The sequence below is a fragment of the Mycobacterium sp. BMJ-28 genome (assembly GCF_054404835.1).
The window spans coordinates 5,769,341-5,787,486 of record NZ_CM136783.1 but is presented as its reverse complement, the minus strand read 5'-3'; the positions used below and the strand labels follow the sequence as shown (position 1 = coordinate 5,787,486).

Genomic DNA, 18,146 nt, shown 5'->3' with positions numbered 1-18,146 from the left:
TGCCGCCATGAAGTCGGTCCTGGCATCGTGCGCGGCGTTGTTGGTTGCGGCGGCGTGCTCGGCATGTGGCACGTCGTACGGCACGGCCCAATCGGCGGAGCCGAGTCTGGCGGCCTATCCCGCCGAAACGCAGGGCGGTGCTCCGGTCACGCTGGGCGCGGCCACCGTGGCGGCACAGGGAATCGTCGACCAGTTCACTGCCGGCGACTACTCGACGGTCTGGGAGCGGATGACCGAGGACGTTCGCGGTGGCATCTCACGGGCGGACTTCGTCGCGTTCTACCAAACCTGCAAGAAGCCCGGACCACGTCTCTCGGTCTCGGGCGTACGCCTGGAGCCCGATGGCCAAGCGATCGTCCGGATGACGAACAACACCGTAGAGGGCTTTCGGTTCATGATCTACGAGGACGGTATCTGGAACATGCGGGCCACCGACGACTTCGCGTCGCACCTGGGTCAGCCCCTGCACCAGATCGTCGGTGAAGAGAAAGCGGCGGGACTCTGCGACAGCTGAGGTTTGCGACGGCTCACGCTGGGAATCATGTGCAGTATGCGACGGATGTGGTTGGCTGCGCCCGGCCGTCGCGAGGTGAATTCGAGACAGGGTCGCAGCTGCGTTAAGAAGTAGCGGGACCAAGAATTCACCGCCCCGGTCAACAATCACCGGACTGCCGGCCAAAATGGTTGCGCTCCAGATAAGTTCCGACGCCTGAGTTTGCCACCTCCCGTGCGCTACACTTGCGGTGGAACCTCCGGCTGACGGGCATTTGAGGCAAACAGTGCGCCAAAGGGGCGTTGCGGTCCAAAACCGAACATTCCTACGCGCTCCGAAGGGCATGTCATGCCTAGAAAATTTGCCGATGCGCCCCGCATGATCCGGGGCAGCTGAAGATGGTTGACCGTCGTCTGAAAGGCAGTCGCCTCGGCGCTGTCAGCTATGAGAGTGGCCGCAACCTCGAACTCCCGGCCCGTCAGATCGCGCGCTATCGCACCACGAACGGCAAGGAATTCGAAATTCCCTTCGCCTGCGACGCCGACATTCCCGACACGTGGTCATGCCGCAACGGCATGGAGGGCATGCTGCTCGACGGCGACGCACCCAAGCCGAAGAAGATCAAGCCGGTGCGTACGCACTGGGACATGGTGCTGGAGCGCCGCTCTGTCGAGGAGCTCGAGGTGCTGTTTCGCGAGCGCCTCAAGATCATCGAAACGCTTCGCCGTGGCCGCTGACCCGACACCTGCCTGAAGCCGGCTGCGATGAGTCAGAAGATCTGCGTAGATTGCTTTCATTCGTTGTTCCCCGACACGCCCATTCGAAAGATCACGCTGGGCCGCCAGTGCGCCGTGTGCCGCGCCACCACGGACCGGGGCGAGCAGATGGTCTCCGTCGAGGGTGAAGACCTACAGCCGGCCGACAAGGTCGAAGCGCTCTAATCGGCGATAGCCGGGCTACGGCAGGGCGTAATCCATCGGCGGGCCATTGAGGTCGGCGGCATCGCGTGCGGCGATGACCGTGGCCACGTCGGCGCCATCCCGCGTCACGCCGACAATGGCAACCTCGTCGTTCACGGCGAAAGTGCTTGCGGCGTCACCCATCTGGCTGCCCGCGGTGGTGATCTTGTTGGTCTGCGCGTCGACGATGTAGGTGCGTGCCACACCGTCAAAACCCTGGGCGGTCAACGAGTTCGGGGATACCGCGATGAGTCGGCCCACCTGGGTGACCGGCCGTCCGGCACCGGCGCTGGGGGCGGTCGCGGGCTGATCGAGCGGCGGTGCGGCCGCCCCGGAATCAGCCACCCGCATGATGACGGCGGCGGCTACCCCAGCGAATGCGACTGCAAAGGAGATCGTGACGCAGATCGTCGCGGCCCGCGACGGCTTGCGCGCGTGCTTCCCGTGTCCGGTGACCGTGTGGCACCACCTCTCGTCGGCTCAGAACCTGATACCCGACGGCTCCCTCTGGGAAACCCGGTGCTCGCCGTCGCATTGCGGCGCACCGACGCTCCAAGATTATTCCAAGGCCGGCGACGACGATCATCGACATGACAACACCTCAGCCCCAGTACGACCCCAGCGTTGCGCCCCAGCCCACCCCCGGCTACCCGCCGCAGCCCGCCTACCCGGGAACCAACCCGCAGAATGTCGGGCCGCTTTCCGACAAGAGCAAGGTGACGGCCGGCCTGCTGGGCATCTTGCTCGGCAGTTTCGGGCTCGGACGGTTCTATCTCGGATACACCAAGGTGGCGGTCGCTCAGATCGCGGTGACCTGGCTGACGTTGGGAATCGGCGGTATCTGGCCCTTCGTCGACGGCATACTTATCCTGCTCGGCAAGGTGCCCGACGCCGAGGGCCGCGCCCTGCGTGGTTGAGCGCTTCGGACCCTTCGTCAGTAGAGGACTCACATGACACGACTGCTCACCCTCTGTATCGGCGCGACGATGATGTCGGCCCTGTTCGCCGGCTGTTCGACGGGTCCCGACACCGTCAACAAGGACGACGTCGTCAAGCAGATCGGCGACAAGATGACCGACGCCGCGGGCAACAAGCCCGAGACGGTGACCTGCCCGGATGAACTCGCCGCCAAGGTGGGGGCGGAGGTGAACTGCGATATGAAGGTGAAGGGCAAACCCTTCGTCGTCAATGTCAAGGTCACGAGCATCGACGGCTCCAGCGTGAAGTTCGACATGGTCGAAACCGTCGACAAATCGGCCATCGCGAGCGAACTCAGCGACCAGCTCACCGAACAAGTTGGGCGCAAACCCGATTCGGTGACGTGCCCGGACAACCTGAAAGGTGTCGAGGGTGCGAAGCTCGATTGCGAGCTGGTCGACGGCTCCGAAACCTACACGGTGACGGTCACCGTGACCGGAGTCGACGCGGGCGATGTCCAGTACTCCTTCAAGGTGGCCGATCACCCGAAGTAGTCCTGTGGGACAACGGATTCGCGATCCGCAAGACGTAGACCCGGTCTACGTCTTGCGGATCGGTTCCGACGTCGCACCGCGACCGGGTCCGGCCGCCTAGGCCCGTCGCTATGCTTGCGCCCGAGTCACAGAAACGGGGGTGGTCATGGCTCGAGATGTCGAAGGCGATCGTGTTGCGGCGGGATCCGGCGTCGAGCCGCCGGTCGCCCCGCAGGTGCGCAGGCGGTTCGCGCTGCAAGAACGGTTCGCGCCGGGCTGGGGGGCCAGGCGAGCCATCGAATTGTGGTGCACTCCGCCCGAGGTTGAGATGAGCCTCCGGATGCCCCCGGGAGTCCCTCCGAGCAAGCCTATCGAGGCGGCGTGGGACGGGCACCGGATAGCCGGCGAGACGTGGGGCGAGGGTCCGCCGGTGTTCTTGGTGCACGGGTGGGGCGGGTGTCGCGCGCACCTCGGGGTGTTCGTCAAACCTCTCGTCGAGGCCGGCCATCAGGTCATCGCGTTCGACCTGCCCAGCCACAACGACTCCGACCCCGGCGCACTCGTCCCGGGCCGCACCACGATCGTGGAGTGCGCCGAAGCGGTGCGTGCCATCGTCGGCGAGCACGGTCCGGCACACGCCATCGTCGCGCACTCGCTCGGCGCCAAGGCCACGGCTCTGGCCGTGTCGCGCGGGGCGGCTGCCCAGCGCCTTGTCTTCGTGGCGCCGATGGGTGACTTTGCCTGGTATCTGGATGTTTTCGCCGATCGTCACGGCTTCGGCCCGCGGATCCGGAGCAGGCTGCACCGTCGCCTCGATCGACGAATCGGCATGCCCCTGTTCGACACGGACATCGCCGCGGTCGCCGCCAGATCCGATAATCCGCCGCTGTTGGTCATCCATGACCCCGACGACCCCGACAGCCCCTACGAGCACAGTCGGCAGATCACCTCGGCGTGGCCCAACTCCAGCCTGTTCACCACGCAAGGTTTGGGAAGGCTGGCGCACTATCGGGTGTTGCGGCATCGCCCCGCGTTACAGGCCGCCGTCGGGTTCATTGCCGACCCCGCGCAGCGCTGACTACCGCTTGATGGCGCTGACCAGCCGGTTCGACCTCACCATGACGTCCGACTGGGACCCCAGTGGATCGGCTCTGCGCGCCTCCAGGGCTCGGGCGGCGGCGACGAACAGTGCCGTCGAACCTACGCTGGTGGTGATGTCCCAGGTGTCGTTGTCGCTGCGCATGCGGGCGCGGGTACCCGCGGATGCTGGGACGGTCCCCAACGCGAAAGTGGCACGTACGGATCGCGATTCACGCCGAGCCCAGGCCCGTCAGGAAAACCTCCAGTAGTTGGCCAAGCGTGGCCTCGAAGTCGTTCACGAACGGATCCGACGAAGCCGAGGGCGGTGTGCTCCACGCGAAACCGGTGCCGACGAAAGCGTGAATCGCGGCCGCCAGCAGCGCCAGTTGGTTGTCAGACAGCGTCAGGTGCGGCCCCAGGACGGCGCCGAGGCGCTTTTGGATGTCGAGACCCTGAGCGCGCACCGCGTTTTGTTCGTCTGGGGACAGCCGGCCCAGCAGCACCGGGGATGAACTGATCAGATCGCACAGCACCGGTCGAGCGGCCAGGGTTCGCGCCAGCACACGTCCCGGACGGCGTGCATTCTGTTCGAATGCCTCGCGCACCGAGTCGACCCAGGCCAGGTGTTCGTCGTACATGACCTGCAGCAGCAGCGCTTCCAATGACCCCGCGTAGCGCAGCACGCCCGACTTGGCCAGCCCCGCGGCATCGCCGATCTGTCGCAGGGTCAATGTCACCGCGGCTGACTCGGTCAGCAGCGCCCGGGTGGTTTCGAGCAGGTGAGCGGCGCGATCCCGTCGTTGATCGGCGCTGCGGGCGCGCAGGAACGGCAACGGACCGGGCTGTGTCATCGCACTGAACGTACCGTTCTCCCCTTAACGGAACAATGTTCTATTACGATATGGGGATGACCCACCATTTCGAGTACGCAATTGTGCGGCGGACCCGGGCGACACCGCAGACGCTGTTCGCGATCGTGTCGGACGGCTCGAAGTGGTCGAGGTGGGCGCGACCGTTGATTCCGTACTCCCGCTGGGAGACGTTGGGTCCCGACGGGGATGGTGGGGTCGGCGCCATCCGGGCCGTGGGCACCCGGCGGCGGCCCAATCGTGAGATGACCGAAATCCACGAGCCGGGCGTGCGGCACGGCTACACCATCCTGAGCACCGGCCGCGCCGTCCGTGACTATCACGCCGTCGTCACCTTCGACGCCGAGCAGGCGGGCACCCGAGTCGAATGGCGCGGACGTTTCGACACCGATTCGCGCATCGTCGGACATGGGTATCGGCTTGTGGTGCTTGCGATTATCCGCACATTGAGCAAGAAACTGGTCGCGGCCGCCGAGCGCCAGGACACCTGACGAAACGCGGATAGAAGGGGTATTGCGCGATCTCCGGATAGCGCTAACCTGGCTCGATGGGCGAGCAGCGAATCCCCGGCGGCGTGGTGCATGAACTCCCTGGCGACTTACGCCGGGCGCTGACCGCCAACGGCACCGCTCTAGGCGCCTGGAAAGACATCACACCCCTGGCCCGCAACGAGTTCATCTGCTGGGTCGAGGACGCCAAGCAGGAATCCACGCGTGAGCGGCGCATTCGCCGGACTCAGGAGGAGCTGGAGGAAGGCAAGCGCAGGCCCTGTTGCTGGCCCGGCTGTAAGCACCGCGAGCGCACGGGGACGTAGCCGGTGTCTGAGTTTCGGCCCACGGGGTAGTCCTCGGGGTAACGACTCATTTCTAGGAGCTGCCATGCCTACCGGAACGGCCATCGCTTTGATCTTCTTTGGTATCGCGGCGATCGTGTTTCTGGTGCTCCTGTGGGCCGCGCTGGGGAGGCGCAGGCAGCAGCGCCGCGACGCGCGGGACGCGAAATCCACGAATCCCTGACAGCGATCGATCACCTTCGATCGAACAGACCTACTGGCGGGTGTGCAGTTTCGGAGTCGGATCCGGTTGACGCCTCAAGACGTCGCCATCCAGACACCCAGCGCCACCATGATGACCGCGATGACGCCGTCCAGGACGCGCCAGGTCAGCGGGGTGGCGAACAAACCTGCCAGCCGCTTGGCGCCCAGCCCCAGCCCGGTGAACCACAGGGCACTCGCCAACACGGCCCCGGCGCCGAAAAGCCAACGCTGGTCCCGATTTTCGTTGGCGATCGAGCCCAGTAGCACTACCGTGTCGAGATATACGTGGGGGTTCAGCCAGGTCAGTGCCGCACAGGTGAGCAGCACCTCGGCCAACCGCGCCGGATTCTTCTCGGACGGGTTCAGCACGGTCGGCCGGAACGCCCGCCGGGCGGCCAGTGCGCCGTAGCCGAGCAGGAAAACCGCGCCGCCGAGCTTGGCGGCGGTCACCGCGTCCGGGTGCGCGGTGACCAGCGCGCCAACGCCGGCGATCCCCGCTGCGATGAGGATCAGGTCTGACACCGTGCACAGCGCGATCACCGGGATGACATGTTCACCGCGGATACCCTGACGCAGCACGAACGCGTTCTGCGCGCCGATGGCGGCGATCAGCGCCATGGTGGTCAGGAAGCCGAGAAGTACGGGCGAACTCATAACGCTGACGGTAGGGGCGGCCAGCAGGCTGAGTCCAGCTAATGATTCTGCAGCTACATTAGCAATTCTTAAGTGTGGGCACGGCCGTGGTAGACGCGATCACGGCGTCGTAGCCGCTAAGGGGCGAGCTGCTGGTGTCCGATGACGGAGAGCAGTTCGAGTTTCGTGTGGCTTTCGGTGCCCGGCTGAGTGGTCAGTACGACCAGAGCCTGGGCGCGGTTGTCGGTGTACAGGATCTGGGCGTCGACATCGATGCGGCCGAGTTCTGGATGCATGATCGTCTTGCAGTCACCGTAGCGCTGAGCGACCTCCTGAAGTTCCCACATCCGCACGAACTCCGGGCTGTGCGCCGTGAGTTCGGCGAGTATTCGGGCGGCCCGAGCGGTATCGCTGCCGGATGTCAGCGCTGCCCGCAGACGCGCCGCATGGGCGCGGCCGTGGCTTTCGTGGGCTTCCTCGGGAAACCACAGGCGTTCGGCGGGGTCCATGAACCACCGGTAGAAGCCGCTGCGGGCCAGCCCGGTGTGGCGGGTCTGGTCGCCGAGCAGCGCCACCGCCAGCGGGTTCATCGCGAGGGTGTCGATCAGGTCGCTGTGCACCATGGCCGGAGTGTCGTGCAGGCGGTCCAAGACCCGCAACAGTGCCGGGCTGACATGTTCGAACGGTTGAAAGCGGGCTGGGGCGTTATGTCCGATGAGGGCGAACAGATGGTCGCTTTCATCCAGCGTCAGCCGCAGCGCCCGGGCCAAGGCAGCGGTGATCTGGACTGAGGGCTGCGGAGCGCGCTGCTGTTCCAGCCGCGCGTAGTAGTCGGTGGACATCCCGGCCAGTTGTGCGACTTCCTCGCGGCGTAGCCCCTGGGTACGCCTGCGTGGCCCCTCAACCAGGCCGACGTCACGGGGGCGCAACATTTCACGCCGGTGACGCAGGAATGCCGCCAGTGCCTTGTGGTCCACGCTCTCATCGTGGACGCATTCCGCCCGGCTAGCCAGAGACCGCCGATCCATGGCTGTGCAGGACCGGTCAGTATTCGCTGAGCATGGCGAGGACATTGTCGTAGGAACCGTTGGCGGGCGCGTCGCGGAGGAACTTGGCGCGCTCGACGACGAGCTCCCTTGCCTCGGGATCCGCCCGAAGCAGGTCGAGGGTCTCGGTGAGGAAGTCGTCCAACGGCATGGCCTGGTCGTCGTCCTGTTGATCGAGCAGGGTCGTGCGCACACTCGGCGGGACGACCTCGATCACCTGGACACCGGCGTCGGCACCGGCGAGCTGGATACGCAGGCTCTCGGAGAACGAGTGCAGGGCGGCTTTGGTGGCGTTGTACGTCGGGGTGATCGGGAACGGTACGAACGCCAACGACGAGGTGACGTTCAGCACGACCGCGTCGTCCTTACCCACCAACAGCGGCAGGAAGGCGTACGTCATCCGGATCGTGCCGAGCAGATTGGTCGTGATCTCACCCTCGGCGACCGGGAGGCTGGCCGGGTCGAGCAGGTTCTCCTTGAGCATGATGCCGGCGTTGTTGATCAAGCCGTTGAGCCCCGGGTGGCTCGTGGCCACGGTCTCACTGGCCCGCGCGATCGAGTCGGGGTCCGCGACATCCAGGACCAGCGTGTCGATGCCCGGGTGCTCAGCCGCGATGTCGTCGAGGAGCTGCTTGCGCCGTCCGGCGACGATCACCTTGTTGCCGGCCTCGTGCAGGCGCACGGCCAGACCGAGCCCGATGCCCGAGGTTGCGCCAGTGATCAGGATCGTGTTGCCGGTCAGCTTCATGGGTTTCTGCTCCTCGAGGTGACGGGCGTGAGTGCCCGGAGTCTCGAATGTATGGCCGACCGCCGCTGAGCGGGTAGGAAGGTTTATCCATGGATCGGCGGTCTCTGTTTCCGTGATCTGAAATATGTTGTTGTACATCATCGTTTGCACAGAACGGATGTGCCCGGTCGGGCTTCGAAGATCGAACCCAATCGGGGCCGTGCACGAGAGTGAGCATTTCAACGTCGTCGGCGACATGCCGGGATTCAACTGCGTGTGAAACCACCCAACAGGGAGCGTGTGATGACGAACGACCAACCCATGTTCGGCATTGCCGCGGCGGTGACAGCGAATACCCTCGCGCCCAATGTGCTGGGAAGTTGGTTGGAAACCAATGGTTTTGAATCGCTGTGGTTCGGTGAACATACCCACATTCCGGTAGACCTCAGGTCCGAGCGCAAGAGCTACTCAGAGATTCCTGAAGCGTTCAAAGAACTGTATGACCCGTTGCTTTCGCTCATGAGCGTCGCGGCGGCGAGCACCACGCTGAGGTTGGGAACATCGGTATTACTCGTCGCAGAACATCATCCGATCCGGCTGGCGAAGATGCTCTCGACACTGGATCGAATGTCCGGCGGGCGTGTCCTGGTGGGAGTCGGCGGCGGGTGGAGCGCCGAGGAGATGGCGGACTACGGCGTGACGTTCAAGGACCGATGGAAGGTGGTGCGGGAGACTGTGCTGGCGATGCGCGAAATCTGGGGCAACGAAGTAGCGGCCTTTGAGGGCGACTTCATCCATTTCCCGCCGATGTGGTGCGGCCCCAAGCCGATCACCGGTGCTCGCCTCCCCATCATGATTGGTGCTTCAGGCCCGTTCGCGTTCCGTCGCATCGCCGAATACGGCGACGGTTGGCTGCCGGTGGATCAAGGCGAGGCCATGCCAGGACTGGTGGAGGGCCTGCGCGCTCACATGGCAGCCAAGGGCCGGTCGCTCGATGATCTGGATCGTACGGTCATCACACATCCCTTGGCCGACTACGACAGTGCAAGTGACAGCGACGCACTCAAGCGCCGCATCGACGAGCTCTATGCGATGGGCTTCCGCCGCGTACTGCTGACACTTCCCTCAGTAGCCCCAGACATCCAGTGGAAGATGCTGGAGAGCCTTCGCAAGGTTGTGCAAGTTTTCGGCTAGGGCGAGCGCCTTGTGTACCGGTCGATGCCCGTTCTGTACCCACGCGCCGCCATCCTGGGAAACGTGGAGGTATACGGGGCGATCGATGCGCACGCATTCGAACAGGCCACCGACTGGAGGTCGAGGTGAGCCGCCGGTCGCCGCCGGCATGTCGGGCAATGGAAATTGTCGTTGCCTAGGCAAGTCGAACGAGATGGACTACGGGTCAGGGAGTGTCACTTCGTCGCGCAGCCCGCGGAACGACACCGCCGGTGCCGGACGCGCCGGTCAGGATCACGTCCAGCAGCCCGTCGAAACGGGTCCCGGGCTCATCGCTTGTCATGTCGGTCAACACATTCAGCAACAGGGCGCCGATGAGCGCGGTGGCGATTACGCCGAGTTCGGCATCGGCACGAACCTCCCCTGCCTCGGCAGCACGGCCCAGACGTGTCATCAATCCGGCGTGCTGCGGGGCACTCAAGCGTTCGTAGAGAGCGTTCTTGTCGGACGGATTCGACGCCGCCGCAGCGATGAGTGCTCGGATCAGAGCAGCGTTCGACGGTTCGGCGATGAAGTCGGCATGTTCGGTCAGCCATGACTGCAAGTCGGCGCGAATGTCTCCGGTGTCGGGAACGGTGAATGATCCGTCCCGCCCATACGCATTCAGCACCGCTTCGGCCACCAACGACGCTTTGGACGGCCATCGGCGGTAGAGCGTTTTCTTGCCCACCTGTGCGCGAACGGCGACGCTTTCCATGGACAGAGATGCGTAGCTGTCGACAGCGAGAAGTTCCCGGGCGGCCTCCAGGATGGCCTGGTCCAACTGGGCGTCTCGCGGCCTACCGCCGCGCTCGTCGGGCATCCGCCGAGCTTAGGCGGGATCGCCTCAAGTCGGTGAATACGATAACTTGACAGTTACGACACGCTGCGTGTCGTAACCTAGACGACACGTGCGTCGCGAAGAAAGGGGTCGTCGATGACCACGCCCGCATTACAGGTGCCCGCGAGCTGGGGCGAACTCACGCCGGCCTGGATGTCGACGGCGCTGGCGGAGCGCCATCCCGGTGCCACTGTCGACAACGTGACAGTCGAGCTGCGCGACGACGGCACGAACCGGCGTGCCCGGTTGGGCTTGACGTATTCGGCGGGCACCGGCCCGGCAACGGTGTTCGTGAAAGCCGCCGACCCTGCACACAAGGAGCTCATCCGCATGACCAGCGGCATGTTCCACGAGCCGCGACTGTTCAATTCGGGTGTCATTCTGCCGCTGGAACATCCGATGGTCTACACCGCGCTGATCGACGAAGACACGTATGACTTCTTCATGGTCATGGAGGACCTGAACGCACGGCACGCCGACCCGCGTGACTCCACCCGGCCGTTGTCCGTGGAACAGGCGGCATCGGGTATCCGCGGTCTGGGTCGCCTGCATGGCCGGTATTGGGGGCAGCGCGTCCTTGAGAATCCGGCACTCGGCTGGCTCGAACCGTTTGTACCGTGGGATGGAATGCAGTACGCACCGCTGCCGTCGGCCCTTGAGCGGCTCGGCGACGACGCTCCTGAGGACGTCATGGCGTTGAGCATCGGTGACCTCATCGAGTCGATCTGGAAGCCCTACATCACGACGTTGACCGCATCTCCCCAGACGCTGCTGCACGGCGACCCGCACATCGGCAACACCTATGTCCTTCCCGGCGGCGAGGTCGGATTCCTTGACTGGCAGGTCGCCCGGCGAGGCAGCTTTTCACTCGACGTGGGCTATTTCCTGCAGGGAGCCTTGACGATTGCGGATCGCCGCGCGCACGAACGCGACCTACTCGCCGAGTATCGCGACGCACTGGCGTTGCCCGCTGATGAGATGCCGACGATGGACGAGGTCTGGTTGCGCTATCGCGCCTCGGTGGCGCACGGTCTGACGCTGTGGCTGTGTACGGCCAGTGCCGATGGCGGCCTGTGGCAGAGCGCCGAGGTCGCAGTCACGTTGGCCCAGCGCTACGCGGCCGCGTACGCCGACCTGGACACCAAGTCCGCGCTCGCCGCGATCACCGCCTAGACGTTCTCACCCGTCCGTGATGATCGGCCCGGGCGAGGACCGTCAGGAACGGGTGGCAAAGAGCAACACCAGTTCACCGACGGCGAGTAGTCCCAGTACGCCGGCGGGTGCGACATTGGCGAAATCGCGCACTCGAAGGTGGGAGATCACGGCGCCGACAAAGTAGAGGACGACGCCGATGGCGGCGGCGACACCGATTGGCCACCAGGCGAATCCGGCGATCAAACCGACGGCACCGGCAATCTCCGCCGCCGCGAGGAGCGGAAGCGCTTTTTGCGGGACGCCCACGGTGGACATGGATTCCAGGATGGGCGCGGCCTTGGCGAGTTTGGCGACGGCAGATCCGAGCAGGACGATCGCAAGGAGTGCGGAAAGGATGATGAGGGCGATGTGCATGAGATCTCCGGTCGGCTGGACAGCGATACTAACCGGACTGTAGTCCCATTAGCGGCCGGTGGTCCAGTGCCCAGGGATGCGGTGACCTTCCCTCATAGCGGCACGATCTCGACATACTCGAAGGCCATCAGGCCGTTCGCGACGAAAGGCAGGCGCCCCAGATTGGTCCGGACATCGGCAAGGTTGGCGCCCTGCACGATGCCCACCAGGCCCAGTCCGTCGGTCCGTAGGTACGCCGAGACCACTACGCCTTCAGCACGCAGCTCCTTGAGGATCCGAGACTCCTCATCCCGGAGATCTGTTCCGCTGTCGGGATCGTTCATCGTGGCGGTGACGAAAAAGTACATGCTGACTCCTGTCGTCCAAGTGGGGGATCGCGATTGTCTTCTGGTTCAGCCGGCGAGCCGATTGAGTTTGCGCATCTGCTGGTCGAAGGCGCCTTCGGGCATGAAGCGGCGCAGCTTGCTGACCAGCCGGGCGCGCGAGCCCGCGGGATATCGCAGTTTCGGCTTCTTGTCGGTGGCAGCGGTGACGATGGCACGGGCGACGACGGCAGGGTCTGCACCCTTGTTGACTCCGTCGGCGATCACCTGTTGGGCGACTTTGCGTCCCGCGTCGTAGGCACTGACGGGGCGGTCTGGCTGAATGCTGTTGGCGTCGAAACCCGTTTTGGTCCAAGGAGGTTCGACCAGCAAGACGCGTATTCCATATTCGCGGACCTCGTGATCGAGCGACCAGGAGTAGCCCTCGATCGCGTGTTTGGAGGCCGCGTAGATGGCCATGTAGGGCAGCGGGATGAAGCCCACCACCGAGGACACGTTGACGATGCGCCCACCGCCCTGGGTGCGCATGTGAGGCAGGACCGCCTTGATCATCCGGATGGTGCCGAAGACGTTGATGTTGAAGGCGTCTTGATCCTGCGCCACGGAGCTGTCTTCGGCGGCGCCGGTGGATCCCACACCGGCGTTGTTCACCAGTAGGTCGATCCGCCCGAACCGCTGAATGACCTCGGCGACTGCCGCGGCGACCGAGTCGTCACGGGCCACATCGAGGTTGATGAACGTCACCCTGTCGGAGGGTGCCTGACTGGACGTCTTGCGGCTGGTGCCGATCACTTGGTAACCGGCGTCGGCAAGCGCAAGTGCGGTGGCGTTGCCGATTCCCGTGGCGGCGCCCGTGACGAGGGCGACCCGTTGTTCGGATGTCATGTCGGTACCTCCGATGGTCGTTGAAATGATGCTTCACTGTATCTAATAACGCGTAAACTGCAACATTGATGTAGTTGTTAATGTTCCATTGCTGACATCTGGGTAGCATTTCGGCAGCTGGGAACCTGAATCGATGGGAGTGGCATGGCGCGCGCGCTACGGGCAGACGCCGAGCGCAGTGTGCGCGCGATTCTGGAAGCGGCTGAGCGCGTGCTCGCCGAGGACGCGAATGCCTCGATGGAGCGGATCGCCGAGGCGGCAGGCCTCACCAGAATCACCGTGCACCGCCGGTTCGCCAACCGGCAGGCGCTACTGGAGGCGCTGTCGGTCTCTGCCATGCAGCAGCTTCTCGAGGCGATCGAGGAAGGCCGGCCCAACTCGGCGCCCGCCCTGATCGCGCTCTACCGGGTGACGGCGAACGTTCTGCGGGTCAAGAGCGCGTGGCGGTTCACCCTCACCCATCACACGTCTCTCAGCGATGCCGCCGCCACCATCTGGGCCGACATCGACGCGCACACCGTCGAACTACTGGCCCGCGCGCAACGTGAGGGCCTGCTGGCCGACTCCGCCGACCTGGGTTGGTTGCGGCAGGTGTATTACGCCTTGCTCGGCGAAGCAATCGTCAAAAGCGCTGGAGGAGAACAAGATACCGATCCCCTCGCCACGCTGGTGATCGACACACTGCTGTACGGCGGCGGGCCGCACCGTTGAGCCTTCAGCCGTCGTTGGGACGGTCACGGCTGCCGCGTCACCGAGCTACCGCAAGACAGGATCTCCACCCGCACAGAACCGGTCGACGTCGTCGAGCGTGGGGCTTGATTCCCAGTCGCCCGGGGTCATGCACAGCATGGCCCCGCAGGCGTTGGCCCGGCGCAGCCGTTGCGGCACGGTCAGCCCCTGCAGCAGTCCGCTGAGGTAACCCGCGACGAAAGCATCACCGGCGCCGACGGTATCGACCACGTCGACGGTGAATCCGGCACTGTGCAGATGATCGTCCGGCAGGTAGGCGGCTGCGCCTTCGGCGCCCAGCTTCAGCACCACCTCACCCCGGCCGGATTGCACCAGCCGCTGCGCGGCTTCCGCCGCGCTGGAATCCGGGTGCAGCAACTGCAGTTCCTCGGGCCCGCCGAACACGATATCGGCCTGCTCGGCGAACTTGCGCAGCAGCGGCCCGGCGACATCGGCCGGTGCCAAGCTGGCGCGGTAGTTCACGTCGAAACTGACGCGCACACCGGCCGTGCGCGCGTGGTCGAGTGCGGCCTGCATGCATTCCCGCGCACTGTCGGACAGTAATGCGGTGATACCCGAGACGTGCAGCACCGACGCTCGCTCGACCCAGCCCGGCGGTAGATCCTCGGGCCGCAGTCGCGAGCCCGCGGAGCCGCTGCGGTAGTAGAGCACCGCGGTGGAACTCGTCGTCGGGCGTTCCTTGAGCATCAGCCCCGTCGGAGCGTCGCGGTCGACGACTCCGTGCACCGCGACCCCTTCGGCCCGGATCTCCCGGGCGACCCGCTCGCCCAGGGGGTCATCACCGACACGGCCGAGCCACTGCGCGTCCACACCCAAGCGCTGCAGCCCGATTGCCACGTTGCTCTCCGCGCCGCCGATACCCAGAATCAGGTCCGAGACGTGCCGCAGGGAACCGATATCGCGGGTGCGCATGAGCGCCATCGTCTCGCCGAGGGTGGCGACCCGCGGCGTCACGGCGCCGCCGATCCGCACGCCGTGACGAAGGCCACCGCGCGCTCGCGCAGTGCACCGAGGTCGCCGCCGCGCACCGCATCGCCGAGCAGCGGGCCGCCCACGCTGACCGCTGCGGCCCCGGCCGCCAGCCACGCCACGGCGTTGTCCAGGTCGACACCGCCCGATGGCACCACGGCGATGTCGGGGAACGGGCCGCGCAGGTCCTTGACGTAGCCGGCGCCGACCAGGTTGGCCGGGAAGATCTTCACCGCCGCCGCCCCTGCCTGCCACGCGGCGAACAGCTCGGTCGGGGTCAGCCCGCCCGGCACGATCGGCACTCCGGCGCGGTGCGCACCCGCCACCAGGGCGGCGTCGGTGATCGGAGTCACCAGATAGTGCGCGCCGGCCTCGACGGCGGCCGCCAGCTGCTCGCGGTCGGTGACGGTACCCACGCCGATGTCCGCGGCGTCGCCGAAACGGTCCAACAGATAGGGCAACCGCTCCAGGGTGCCCGGCGTCGTCAGCGTCAACTCGACACTGCCGATCCCGGCGCCGACGAGGACGTCGAGGACGCGGTCGTAATCGGCGGCATCGGGTGCGCGCACCACGACGATCAGTTTGGTGGCCGCCGTGCGCGCCGGAATGGTCAAGCGCGTCAACGTGTCACCAGTCATGAACCGTCCCGTCCTGCAGCCGGTTCACCGGAAGGTAGGCGGCGGTATAGGTGAATCCGGCCGCCGCGTCCTCATCCAGCTCGACACCGAGGCCGGGCGCGTCCCCAGGATGCAGGAATCCCCGGTCGAAGGAGTACGACGTCTGGAACACCTCGAGGGTGGTGTCGTTGTGCGGCATGTACTCCTGGATGCCGAAGTTGTGGATCGCCAGATCCAGGTGCAGCGCCGCGGCCATTCCCACCGGCGAGATATCGGTGGGCCCGTGCATGCCCGACCTGATCCCGTAGATCCCGGCGAAGTCCAGCAGCTTCTTCATGGCCGTGACCCCGCCGGTGTGGGTGACCGCGGAACGCACGTAGTCGATGAGCCGCTCGGTGATCAGCGTCTGGTAGTCGTATACCGAGTTGAACACCTCGCCGATGGCCAGTGGTGTCGTCGAATGCCGGCGTACCAACCGCAACGCGTCCTGATCCTCGGCGGGGGTGCAATCCTCCAGCCAGAAAAGGTCATATGGCTCAACATCTTTGGCGAACCTGGCGGCCTCGATGGGGGTCATCCGGTGATGTCCGTCGTGCAGGATCCGCACCTGGCTGCCGAAATCTTCGCGGATCTTGGCGAACACACCCGGCATGTGGGTCAGATAGGCGCGGGTGTCCCAGGTTTCCTCGATCGGCGCGGTCGCCGCGCCCCCGCCGGGACCGCGGTGGGCCGGCTCGTAGTCGTAGCGGGTACCGGGTTTGTTGGTGGCCACGCCGTAGATCTGACCGAGGCCTGGAATACCGGTCTGCACCCGCACCGCGGTGTAGCCCGCCTCGACGTAACCGGTGATGGCATCTTTGAGGGCGGCGTAGTCGGGTCCGGACGCATGCCCGTACACCCGGATGCTGTCCCGGCTTGCGCCGCCGAGCAGTTGGTACAGCGGCACCCCGGCCTTCTTGGCCTTGATATCCCACAACGCCATGTCCACGGCGGCGATCGCGGCCATGGTGACCGGACCGCGGCGCCAGTACGCGCCGCGGTAGAGGTACTGCCAGGTGTCCTCGATGCGGTCCTCGTCGCGTCCGATGAGAGTGGAGGCCAGGTGCTCGGACAGGTAGGCCGCGACGGCCAGTTCACGTCCGTTGAGGGTCGCGTCACCCCATCCGATGACGCCGTCACTGGTGACGATCTTGAGGGTGACGAAGTTGCGGCCCGGACTGCAGACGTTGACGTCGATCTTCTCGATGCTCATTGTTTTCTTTCGTTGCGCTGGTCCATGTTCGGCTCGGTCACATCGCCGGGAGCGGATCGGTCAGGTCGCGTCCTGTCCAATCCTTGGCCCATATCGCCGCGATCAGCGCCGCCAGTGAATACAGGCCCAGCATCACCATGATCGGCACCGGGCTTCCGGTGACCGCGGCGACCCACGCCGCGACCACCACGGGACCGATGCCGGTGGCGATCACCGCGGCGATCTCACGGACGATCGCGGTCAGGGTGTAGCGATTGCGGGCGCCGAAGATCTCCGGGATGGAGACGTTCTCCAGCGATGCCGGGCTGAGCACCGCGACATTGTGCAAGACGACGTACCCGACGAACACCCAGACCAGATTCTTGGAATCGATGGCCAGCATGGCCGGGACGATCACCACCAGCGCCGCGGACATCACGATGATGTACATCCGGCGCCGGCCCACTCGGTCACCGAGCCAACCGACCAAAGGGATGGTGATGAAGCCGACGAGTGAGGACACGATGACGACGTTGGCGCTGAGACTCTTCTGCAAGGCCAGCGTCAACGTCATGAACGAGATCAGGTAGGTCTGGATCAAGCCGGAGTTGCCGGCCTGACCGAACCGCAGGAAGAACGACACCAGCAGCGCCTTGATGGGTTTACGCTGCATGGCCGCCAAGGTGCGGGTGTCGGCGTGCTGGGTGGCCTGCGCAAGGAGCTCCTCGCGGGACAGCGCCCGCCCGTCGACGACGTCCTCACGCTCCTCGAAGACCGGGCTCTCCTTGAGGTTCAACCGAATCCACACCGCGAACACCATCACCACGGCGCTGGTGATGAACGGAATGCGCCAGCCCCAGGCGATGACATCGCTTTCGACCAGCGTGCCGAGCAGGATGGCCCAGATCGCCGAGGCGAACAGGGTGCCGCAGTTGGTGCCCAATCCCACCAGGGAGGCGACGAATCCCCGTCGGTGCGGGGGCGCGTATTCGGCGAGCATGACTCCGGCGCCGCTGATTTCGGCGCCCGCGCCGAAGCCCTGCATCAAGCGCAGGACCACCAGCAGGATCGGTGCCAACATGCCCACCTGGTGATACGTGGGCAGCACGCCGATCAGTGTCGTCGCCGCGCCCATCAACGCGATGGTGTAGAACAACACCTTTCGCCGGCCGATCCGGTCACCGAGGCGGCCGAAGAACACCGCTCCCAGTGGCCGGGCGATGTAGCCGACGCCATAGGTTGCCATCGACAGCACCACCGCCATCCCCGCGCTTTCGCCGGAGAAGAACAACTGGCTGAACACCAGCGCGGCGGCCAGCGAATACAGCTGGAAGTCCATGAATTCCAGTGCGGTACCGAGCCATCCGGATACGGCGGCGCGTACCAGGTCGGCCAGGGAGCGCTCGGCGGCCGGGGGTCGAGCCGGGGCCTGCGGTTCGTGAGCAGTGGTCATTG

General features: G+C 65.4%; 25 protein-coding genes and 1 pseudogene. 12 read left to right on the top strand and 14 right to left on the bottom strand.

All coding sequences use genetic code 11. The annotated features are described in order from the left end of the window. Window positions 1-7: 7 nt before the first annotated feature. The 3 genes from ACXPWS_RS28785 (at window position 8) to ACXPWS_RS28775 (ending at window position 1,434) form a co-directional block, all read left to right on the top strand. Window positions 8-514, top strand: coding sequence for a hypothetical protein (locus tag ACXPWS_RS28785; protein WP_458709920.1), 507 nt, complete (start codon window positions 8-10; stop codon window positions 512-514). Window positions 515-891: 377 nt separating this feature from the next. After that, window positions 892-1,230, top strand: a complete 339-nt coding sequence (locus ACXPWS_RS28780) for an RNA polymerase-binding protein RbpA (RefSeq protein WP_458709919.1) — start codon at window positions 892-894, stop codon at window positions 1,228-1,230. Window positions 1,231-1,257: 27 nt separating this feature from the next. After that, window positions 1,258-1,434, top strand: a complete 177-nt coding sequence (locus ACXPWS_RS28775; protein WP_458709918.1) for a hypothetical protein — start codon at window positions 1,258-1,260, stop codon at window positions 1,432-1,434. Window positions 1,435-1,449: 15 nt separating this feature from the next. Here the strand turns inward: ACXPWS_RS28775 and ACXPWS_RS28770 are convergent, their stop codons facing one another. Further along, on the bottom strand, window positions 1,450-1,797 hold the full coding sequence (locus tag ACXPWS_RS28770; protein ID WP_458709917.1) for a hypothetical protein: 348 nt from the start codon (window positions 1,795-1,797) through the stop codon (window positions 1,450-1,452). 245 nt (window positions 1,798-2,042) lie between these two features. Between ACXPWS_RS28770 and ACXPWS_RS28765 the strand changes: the two genes are divergently transcribed. The 3 genes from ACXPWS_RS28765 (at window position 2,043) to ACXPWS_RS28755 (ending at window position 3,981) form a co-directional block, all read left to right on the top strand. Further along, complete coding sequence (locus ACXPWS_RS28765; protein ID WP_458709916.1) at window positions 2,043-2,369, top strand: TM2 domain-containing protein; 327 nt, start codon at window positions 2,043-2,045, stop codon at window positions 2,367-2,369. Between the two features lie 33 nt (window positions 2,370-2,402). Next, the gene (locus tag ACXPWS_RS28760) at window positions 2,403-2,924 is read left to right on the top strand and encodes a DUF4333 domain-containing protein (protein ID WP_458709915.1); all 522 of its coding nucleotides are present in this window, start codon (window positions 2,403-2,405) and stop codon (window positions 2,922-2,924) included. A 145-nt stretch (window positions 2,925-3,069) separates the two neighbouring features. Next, a complete protein-coding gene (locus tag ACXPWS_RS28755) occupies window positions 3,070-3,981 on the top strand; it encodes an alpha/beta fold hydrolase (protein WP_458709914.1) in 912 nt (303 codons plus the stop codon). Between the two features lie 60 nt (window positions 3,982-4,041). On the opposite strand, the pseudogene ACXPWS_RS28750 reads toward ACXPWS_RS28755, so the two are convergent. Then, window positions 4,042-4,146 (bottom strand): annotated as a pseudogene (locus tag ACXPWS_RS28750) (SAM-dependent methyltransferase); the annotation flags it as partial. A gap of 67 nt (window positions 4,147-4,213) precedes the next feature. After that, the gene (locus ACXPWS_RS28745) at window positions 4,214-4,816 is read right to left on the bottom strand and encodes a TetR/AcrR family transcriptional regulator (RefSeq protein WP_458709913.1); all 603 of its coding nucleotides are present in this window, start codon (window positions 4,814-4,816) and stop codon (window positions 4,214-4,216) included. Between the two features lie 74 nt (window positions 4,817-4,890). Between ACXPWS_RS28745 and ACXPWS_RS28740 the strand changes: the two genes are divergently transcribed. The 3 genes from ACXPWS_RS28740 to ACXPWS_RS28730 all read left to right on the top strand — a co-directional run bounded on the left by ACXPWS_RS28740 (window position 4,891) and on the right by ACXPWS_RS28730 (window position 5,868). Beyond that, entirely contained in the window at window positions 4,891-5,343 is a 453-nt protein-coding gene (locus tag ACXPWS_RS28740; RefSeq protein ID WP_458709912.1) for an SRPBCC family protein, read from the top strand. 56 nt (window positions 5,344-5,399) lie between these two features. After that, a complete protein-coding gene (locus ACXPWS_RS28735) occupies window positions 5,400-5,666 on the top strand; it encodes a YdeI/OmpD-associated family protein (protein WP_458709911.1) in 267 nt (88 codons plus the stop codon). Between the two features lie 64 nt (window positions 5,667-5,730). Then, entirely contained in the window at window positions 5,731-5,868 is a 138-nt protein-coding gene (locus tag ACXPWS_RS28730; protein ID WP_458709910.1) for a hypothetical protein, read from the top strand. Window positions 5,869-5,942: 74 nt separating this feature from the next. On the opposite strand, the gene ACXPWS_RS28725 is transcribed toward ACXPWS_RS28730, so the two are convergent. From ACXPWS_RS28725 to ACXPWS_RS28715, 3 genes are all read right to left on the bottom strand, one after another. Beyond that, window positions 5,943-6,542, bottom strand: a complete 600-nt coding sequence (locus ACXPWS_RS28725) for a LysE/ArgO family amino acid transporter (protein ID WP_458709909.1) — start codon at window positions 6,540-6,542, stop codon at window positions 5,943-5,945. A 116-nt stretch (window positions 6,543-6,658) separates the two neighbouring features. Beyond that, the gene (locus ACXPWS_RS28720) at window positions 6,659-7,498 is read right to left on the bottom strand and encodes a helix-turn-helix transcriptional regulator (protein WP_458709908.1); all 840 of its coding nucleotides are present in this window, start codon (window positions 7,496-7,498) and stop codon (window positions 6,659-6,661) included. A gap of 67 nt (window positions 7,499-7,565) precedes the next feature. Continuing rightward, window positions 7,566-8,315, bottom strand: coding sequence for an SDR family oxidoreductase (locus ACXPWS_RS28715; RefSeq protein ID WP_458709907.1), 750 nt, complete (start codon window positions 8,313-8,315; stop codon window positions 7,566-7,568). A gap of 282 nt (window positions 8,316-8,597) precedes the next feature. Here ACXPWS_RS28715 and ACXPWS_RS28710 point away from each other — a divergent pair, with 282 nt between their 5' ends. After that, window positions 8,598-9,488 (top strand): TIGR03619 family F420-dependent LLM class oxidoreductase, encoded by an 891-nt coding sequence (locus tag ACXPWS_RS28710; RefSeq protein WP_458709906.1) that lies wholly within the window; start codon window positions 8,598-8,600, stop codon window positions 9,486-9,488. 205 nt (window positions 9,489-9,693) lie between these two features. Here the strand turns inward: ACXPWS_RS28710 and ACXPWS_RS28705 are convergent, their stop codons facing one another. Next, entirely contained in the window at window positions 9,694-10,329 is a 636-nt protein-coding gene (locus ACXPWS_RS28705) for a TetR/AcrR family transcriptional regulator (protein ID WP_458709905.1), read from the bottom strand. Window positions 10,330-10,443: 114 nt separating this feature from the next. Here ACXPWS_RS28705 and ACXPWS_RS28700 point away from each other — a divergent pair, with 114 nt between their 5' ends. Then, window positions 10,444-11,520 carry a phosphotransferase gene (locus ACXPWS_RS28700; protein WP_458709904.1) on the top strand — a complete coding sequence of 359 codons (1,077 nt, stop codon included), beginning with the start codon at window positions 10,444-10,446 and terminating at the stop codon, window positions 11,518-11,520. A gap of 42 nt (window positions 11,521-11,562) precedes the next feature. Here ACXPWS_RS28700 and ACXPWS_RS28695 read toward each other — a convergent pair whose 3' ends face one another. The 3 genes from ACXPWS_RS28695 to ACXPWS_RS28685 form a co-directional block, all read right to left on the bottom strand. Beyond that, entirely contained in the window at window positions 11,563-11,916 is a 354-nt protein-coding gene (locus ACXPWS_RS28695; protein WP_458709903.1) for a DoxX family protein, read from the bottom strand. Between the two features lie 92 nt (window positions 11,917-12,008). Beyond that, the gene (locus ACXPWS_RS28690) at window positions 12,009-12,263 is read right to left on the bottom strand and encodes a hypothetical protein (RefSeq protein ID WP_458709902.1); all 255 of its coding nucleotides are present in this window, start codon (window positions 12,261-12,263) and stop codon (window positions 12,009-12,011) included. 45 nt (window positions 12,264-12,308) lie between these two features. After that, window positions 12,309-13,124 (bottom strand): oxidoreductase, encoded by an 816-nt coding sequence (locus ACXPWS_RS28685; RefSeq protein ID WP_458709901.1) that lies wholly within the window; start codon window positions 13,122-13,124, stop codon window positions 12,309-12,311. Window positions 13,125-13,268: 144 nt separating this feature from the next. On the opposite strand from ACXPWS_RS28685, the gene ACXPWS_RS28680 reads away from it, so the two are divergent. After that, window positions 13,269-13,835, top strand: coding sequence for a TetR/AcrR family transcriptional regulator (locus ACXPWS_RS28680; protein ID WP_458709900.1), 567 nt, complete (start codon window positions 13,269-13,271; stop codon window positions 13,833-13,835). Between the two features lie 45 nt (window positions 13,836-13,880). Here ACXPWS_RS28680 and ACXPWS_RS28675 read toward each other — a convergent pair whose 3' ends face one another. From ACXPWS_RS28675 to ACXPWS_RS28660, 4 genes are read right to left on the bottom strand one after another with little or no spacing between them, the layout of a single operon-like run. After that, window positions 13,881-14,846, bottom strand: a complete 966-nt coding sequence (locus ACXPWS_RS28675; RefSeq protein WP_458709899.1) for a sugar kinase — start codon at window positions 14,844-14,846, stop codon at window positions 13,881-13,883. After that, a complete protein-coding gene (locus tag ACXPWS_RS28670) occupies window positions 14,825-15,481 on the bottom strand; it encodes a bifunctional 4-hydroxy-2-oxoglutarate aldolase/2-dehydro-3-deoxy-phosphogluconate aldolase (protein ID WP_458709898.1) in 657 nt (218 codons plus the stop codon). The genes ACXPWS_RS28675 and ACXPWS_RS28670 overlap by 22 nt, the downstream gene beginning before the upstream one ends. After that, entirely contained in the window at window positions 15,471-16,712 is a 1,242-nt protein-coding gene (gene manD / locus ACXPWS_RS28665; protein ID WP_458709897.1) for a D-mannonate dehydratase ManD, read from the bottom strand. Before manD ends, ACXPWS_RS28670 begins: the two co-directional genes overlap by 11 nt. 37 nt (window positions 16,713-16,749) lie before the next feature. Next, on the bottom strand, window positions 16,750-18,144 hold the full coding sequence (locus ACXPWS_RS28660) for an MFS transporter (protein WP_458709896.1): 1,395 nt from the start codon (window positions 18,142-18,144) through the stop codon (window positions 16,750-16,752). Between the last annotated feature and the right edge of the window lie 2 nt (window positions 18,145-18,146).

Bases quoted from the DNA above. Each gene is read 5' to 3' on its own strand.
- ACXPWS_RS28670 (WP_458709898.1), bottom strand. From the start codon at position 15,481: ATGACTGGTGACACGTTGACGCGCTTGACCATTCCGGCGCGCACGGCG.
- ACXPWS_RS28660 (WP_458709896.1), bottom strand. From the start codon at position 18,144: ATGACCACTGCTCACGAACCGCAGGCCCCGGCTCGACCCCCGGCCGCC.
- ACXPWS_RS28705 (WP_458709905.1), bottom strand. From the start codon at position 10,329: ATGCCCGACGAGCGCGGCGGTAGGCCGCGAGACGCCCAGTTGGACCAG.
- ACXPWS_RS28760 (WP_458709915.1), top strand. From the start codon at position 2,403: ATGACACGACTGCTCACCCTCTGTATCGGCGCGACGATGATGTCGGCC.
- ACXPWS_RS28680 (WP_458709900.1), top strand. From the start codon at position 13,269: ATGGCGCGCGCGCTACGGGCAGACGCCGAGCGCAGTGTGCGCGCGATT.
- ACXPWS_RS28755 (WP_458709914.1), top strand. From the start codon at position 3,070: ATGGCTCGAGATGTCGAAGGCGATCGTGTTGCGGCGGGATCCGGCGTC.
- ACXPWS_RS28765 (WP_458709916.1), top strand. From the start codon at position 2,043: ATGACAACACCTCAGCCCCAGTACGACCCCAGCGTTGCGCCCCAGCCC.
- ACXPWS_RS28710 (WP_458709906.1), top strand. From the start codon at position 8,598: ATGACGAACGACCAACCCATGTTCGGCATTGCCGCGGCGGTGACAGCG.
- ACXPWS_RS28780 (WP_458709919.1), top strand. From the start codon at position 892: ATGGTTGACCGTCGTCTGAAAGGCAGTCGCCTCGGCGCTGTCAGCTAT.
- ACXPWS_RS28695 (WP_458709903.1), bottom strand. From the start codon at position 11,916: ATGCACATCGCCCTCATCATCCTTTCCGCACTCCTTGCGATCGTCCTG.
- ACXPWS_RS28730 (WP_458709910.1), top strand. From the start codon at position 5,731: ATGCCTACCGGAACGGCCATCGCTTTGATCTTCTTTGGTATCGCGGCG.
- ACXPWS_RS28715 (WP_458709907.1), bottom strand. From the start codon at position 8,315: ATGAAGCTGACCGGCAACACGATCCTGATCACTGGCGCAACCTCGGGC.
- ACXPWS_RS28690 (WP_458709902.1), bottom strand. From the start codon at position 12,263: ATGTACTTTTTCGTCACCGCCACGATGAACGATCCCGACAGCGGAACA.
- ACXPWS_RS28785 (WP_458709920.1), top strand. From the start codon at position 8: ATGAAGTCGGTCCTGGCATCGTGCGCGGCGTTGTTGGTTGCGGCGGCG.
- ACXPWS_RS28685 (WP_458709901.1), bottom strand. From the start codon at position 13,124: ATGACATCCGAACAACGGGTCGCCCTCGTCACGGGCGCCGCCACGGGA.
- ACXPWS_RS28775 (WP_458709918.1), top strand. From the start codon at position 1,258: ATGAGTCAGAAGATCTGCGTAGATTGCTTTCATTCGTTGTTCCCCGAC.
- ACXPWS_RS28735 (WP_458709911.1), top strand. From the start codon at position 5,400: ATGGGCGAGCAGCGAATCCCCGGCGGCGTGGTGCATGAACTCCCTGGC.
- ACXPWS_RS28740 (WP_458709912.1), top strand. From the start codon at position 4,891: ATGACCCACCATTTCGAGTACGCAATTGTGCGGCGGACCCGGGCGACA.
- ACXPWS_RS28725 (WP_458709909.1), bottom strand. From the start codon at position 6,542: ATGAGTTCGCCCGTACTTCTCGGCTTCCTGACCACCATGGCGCTGATC.
- manD (WP_458709897.1), bottom strand. From the start codon at position 16,712: ATGAGCATCGAGAAGATCGACGTCAACGTCTGCAGTCCGGGCCGCAAC.
- ACXPWS_RS28700 (WP_458709904.1), top strand. From the start codon at position 10,444: ATGACCACGCCCGCATTACAGGTGCCCGCGAGCTGGGGCGAACTCACG.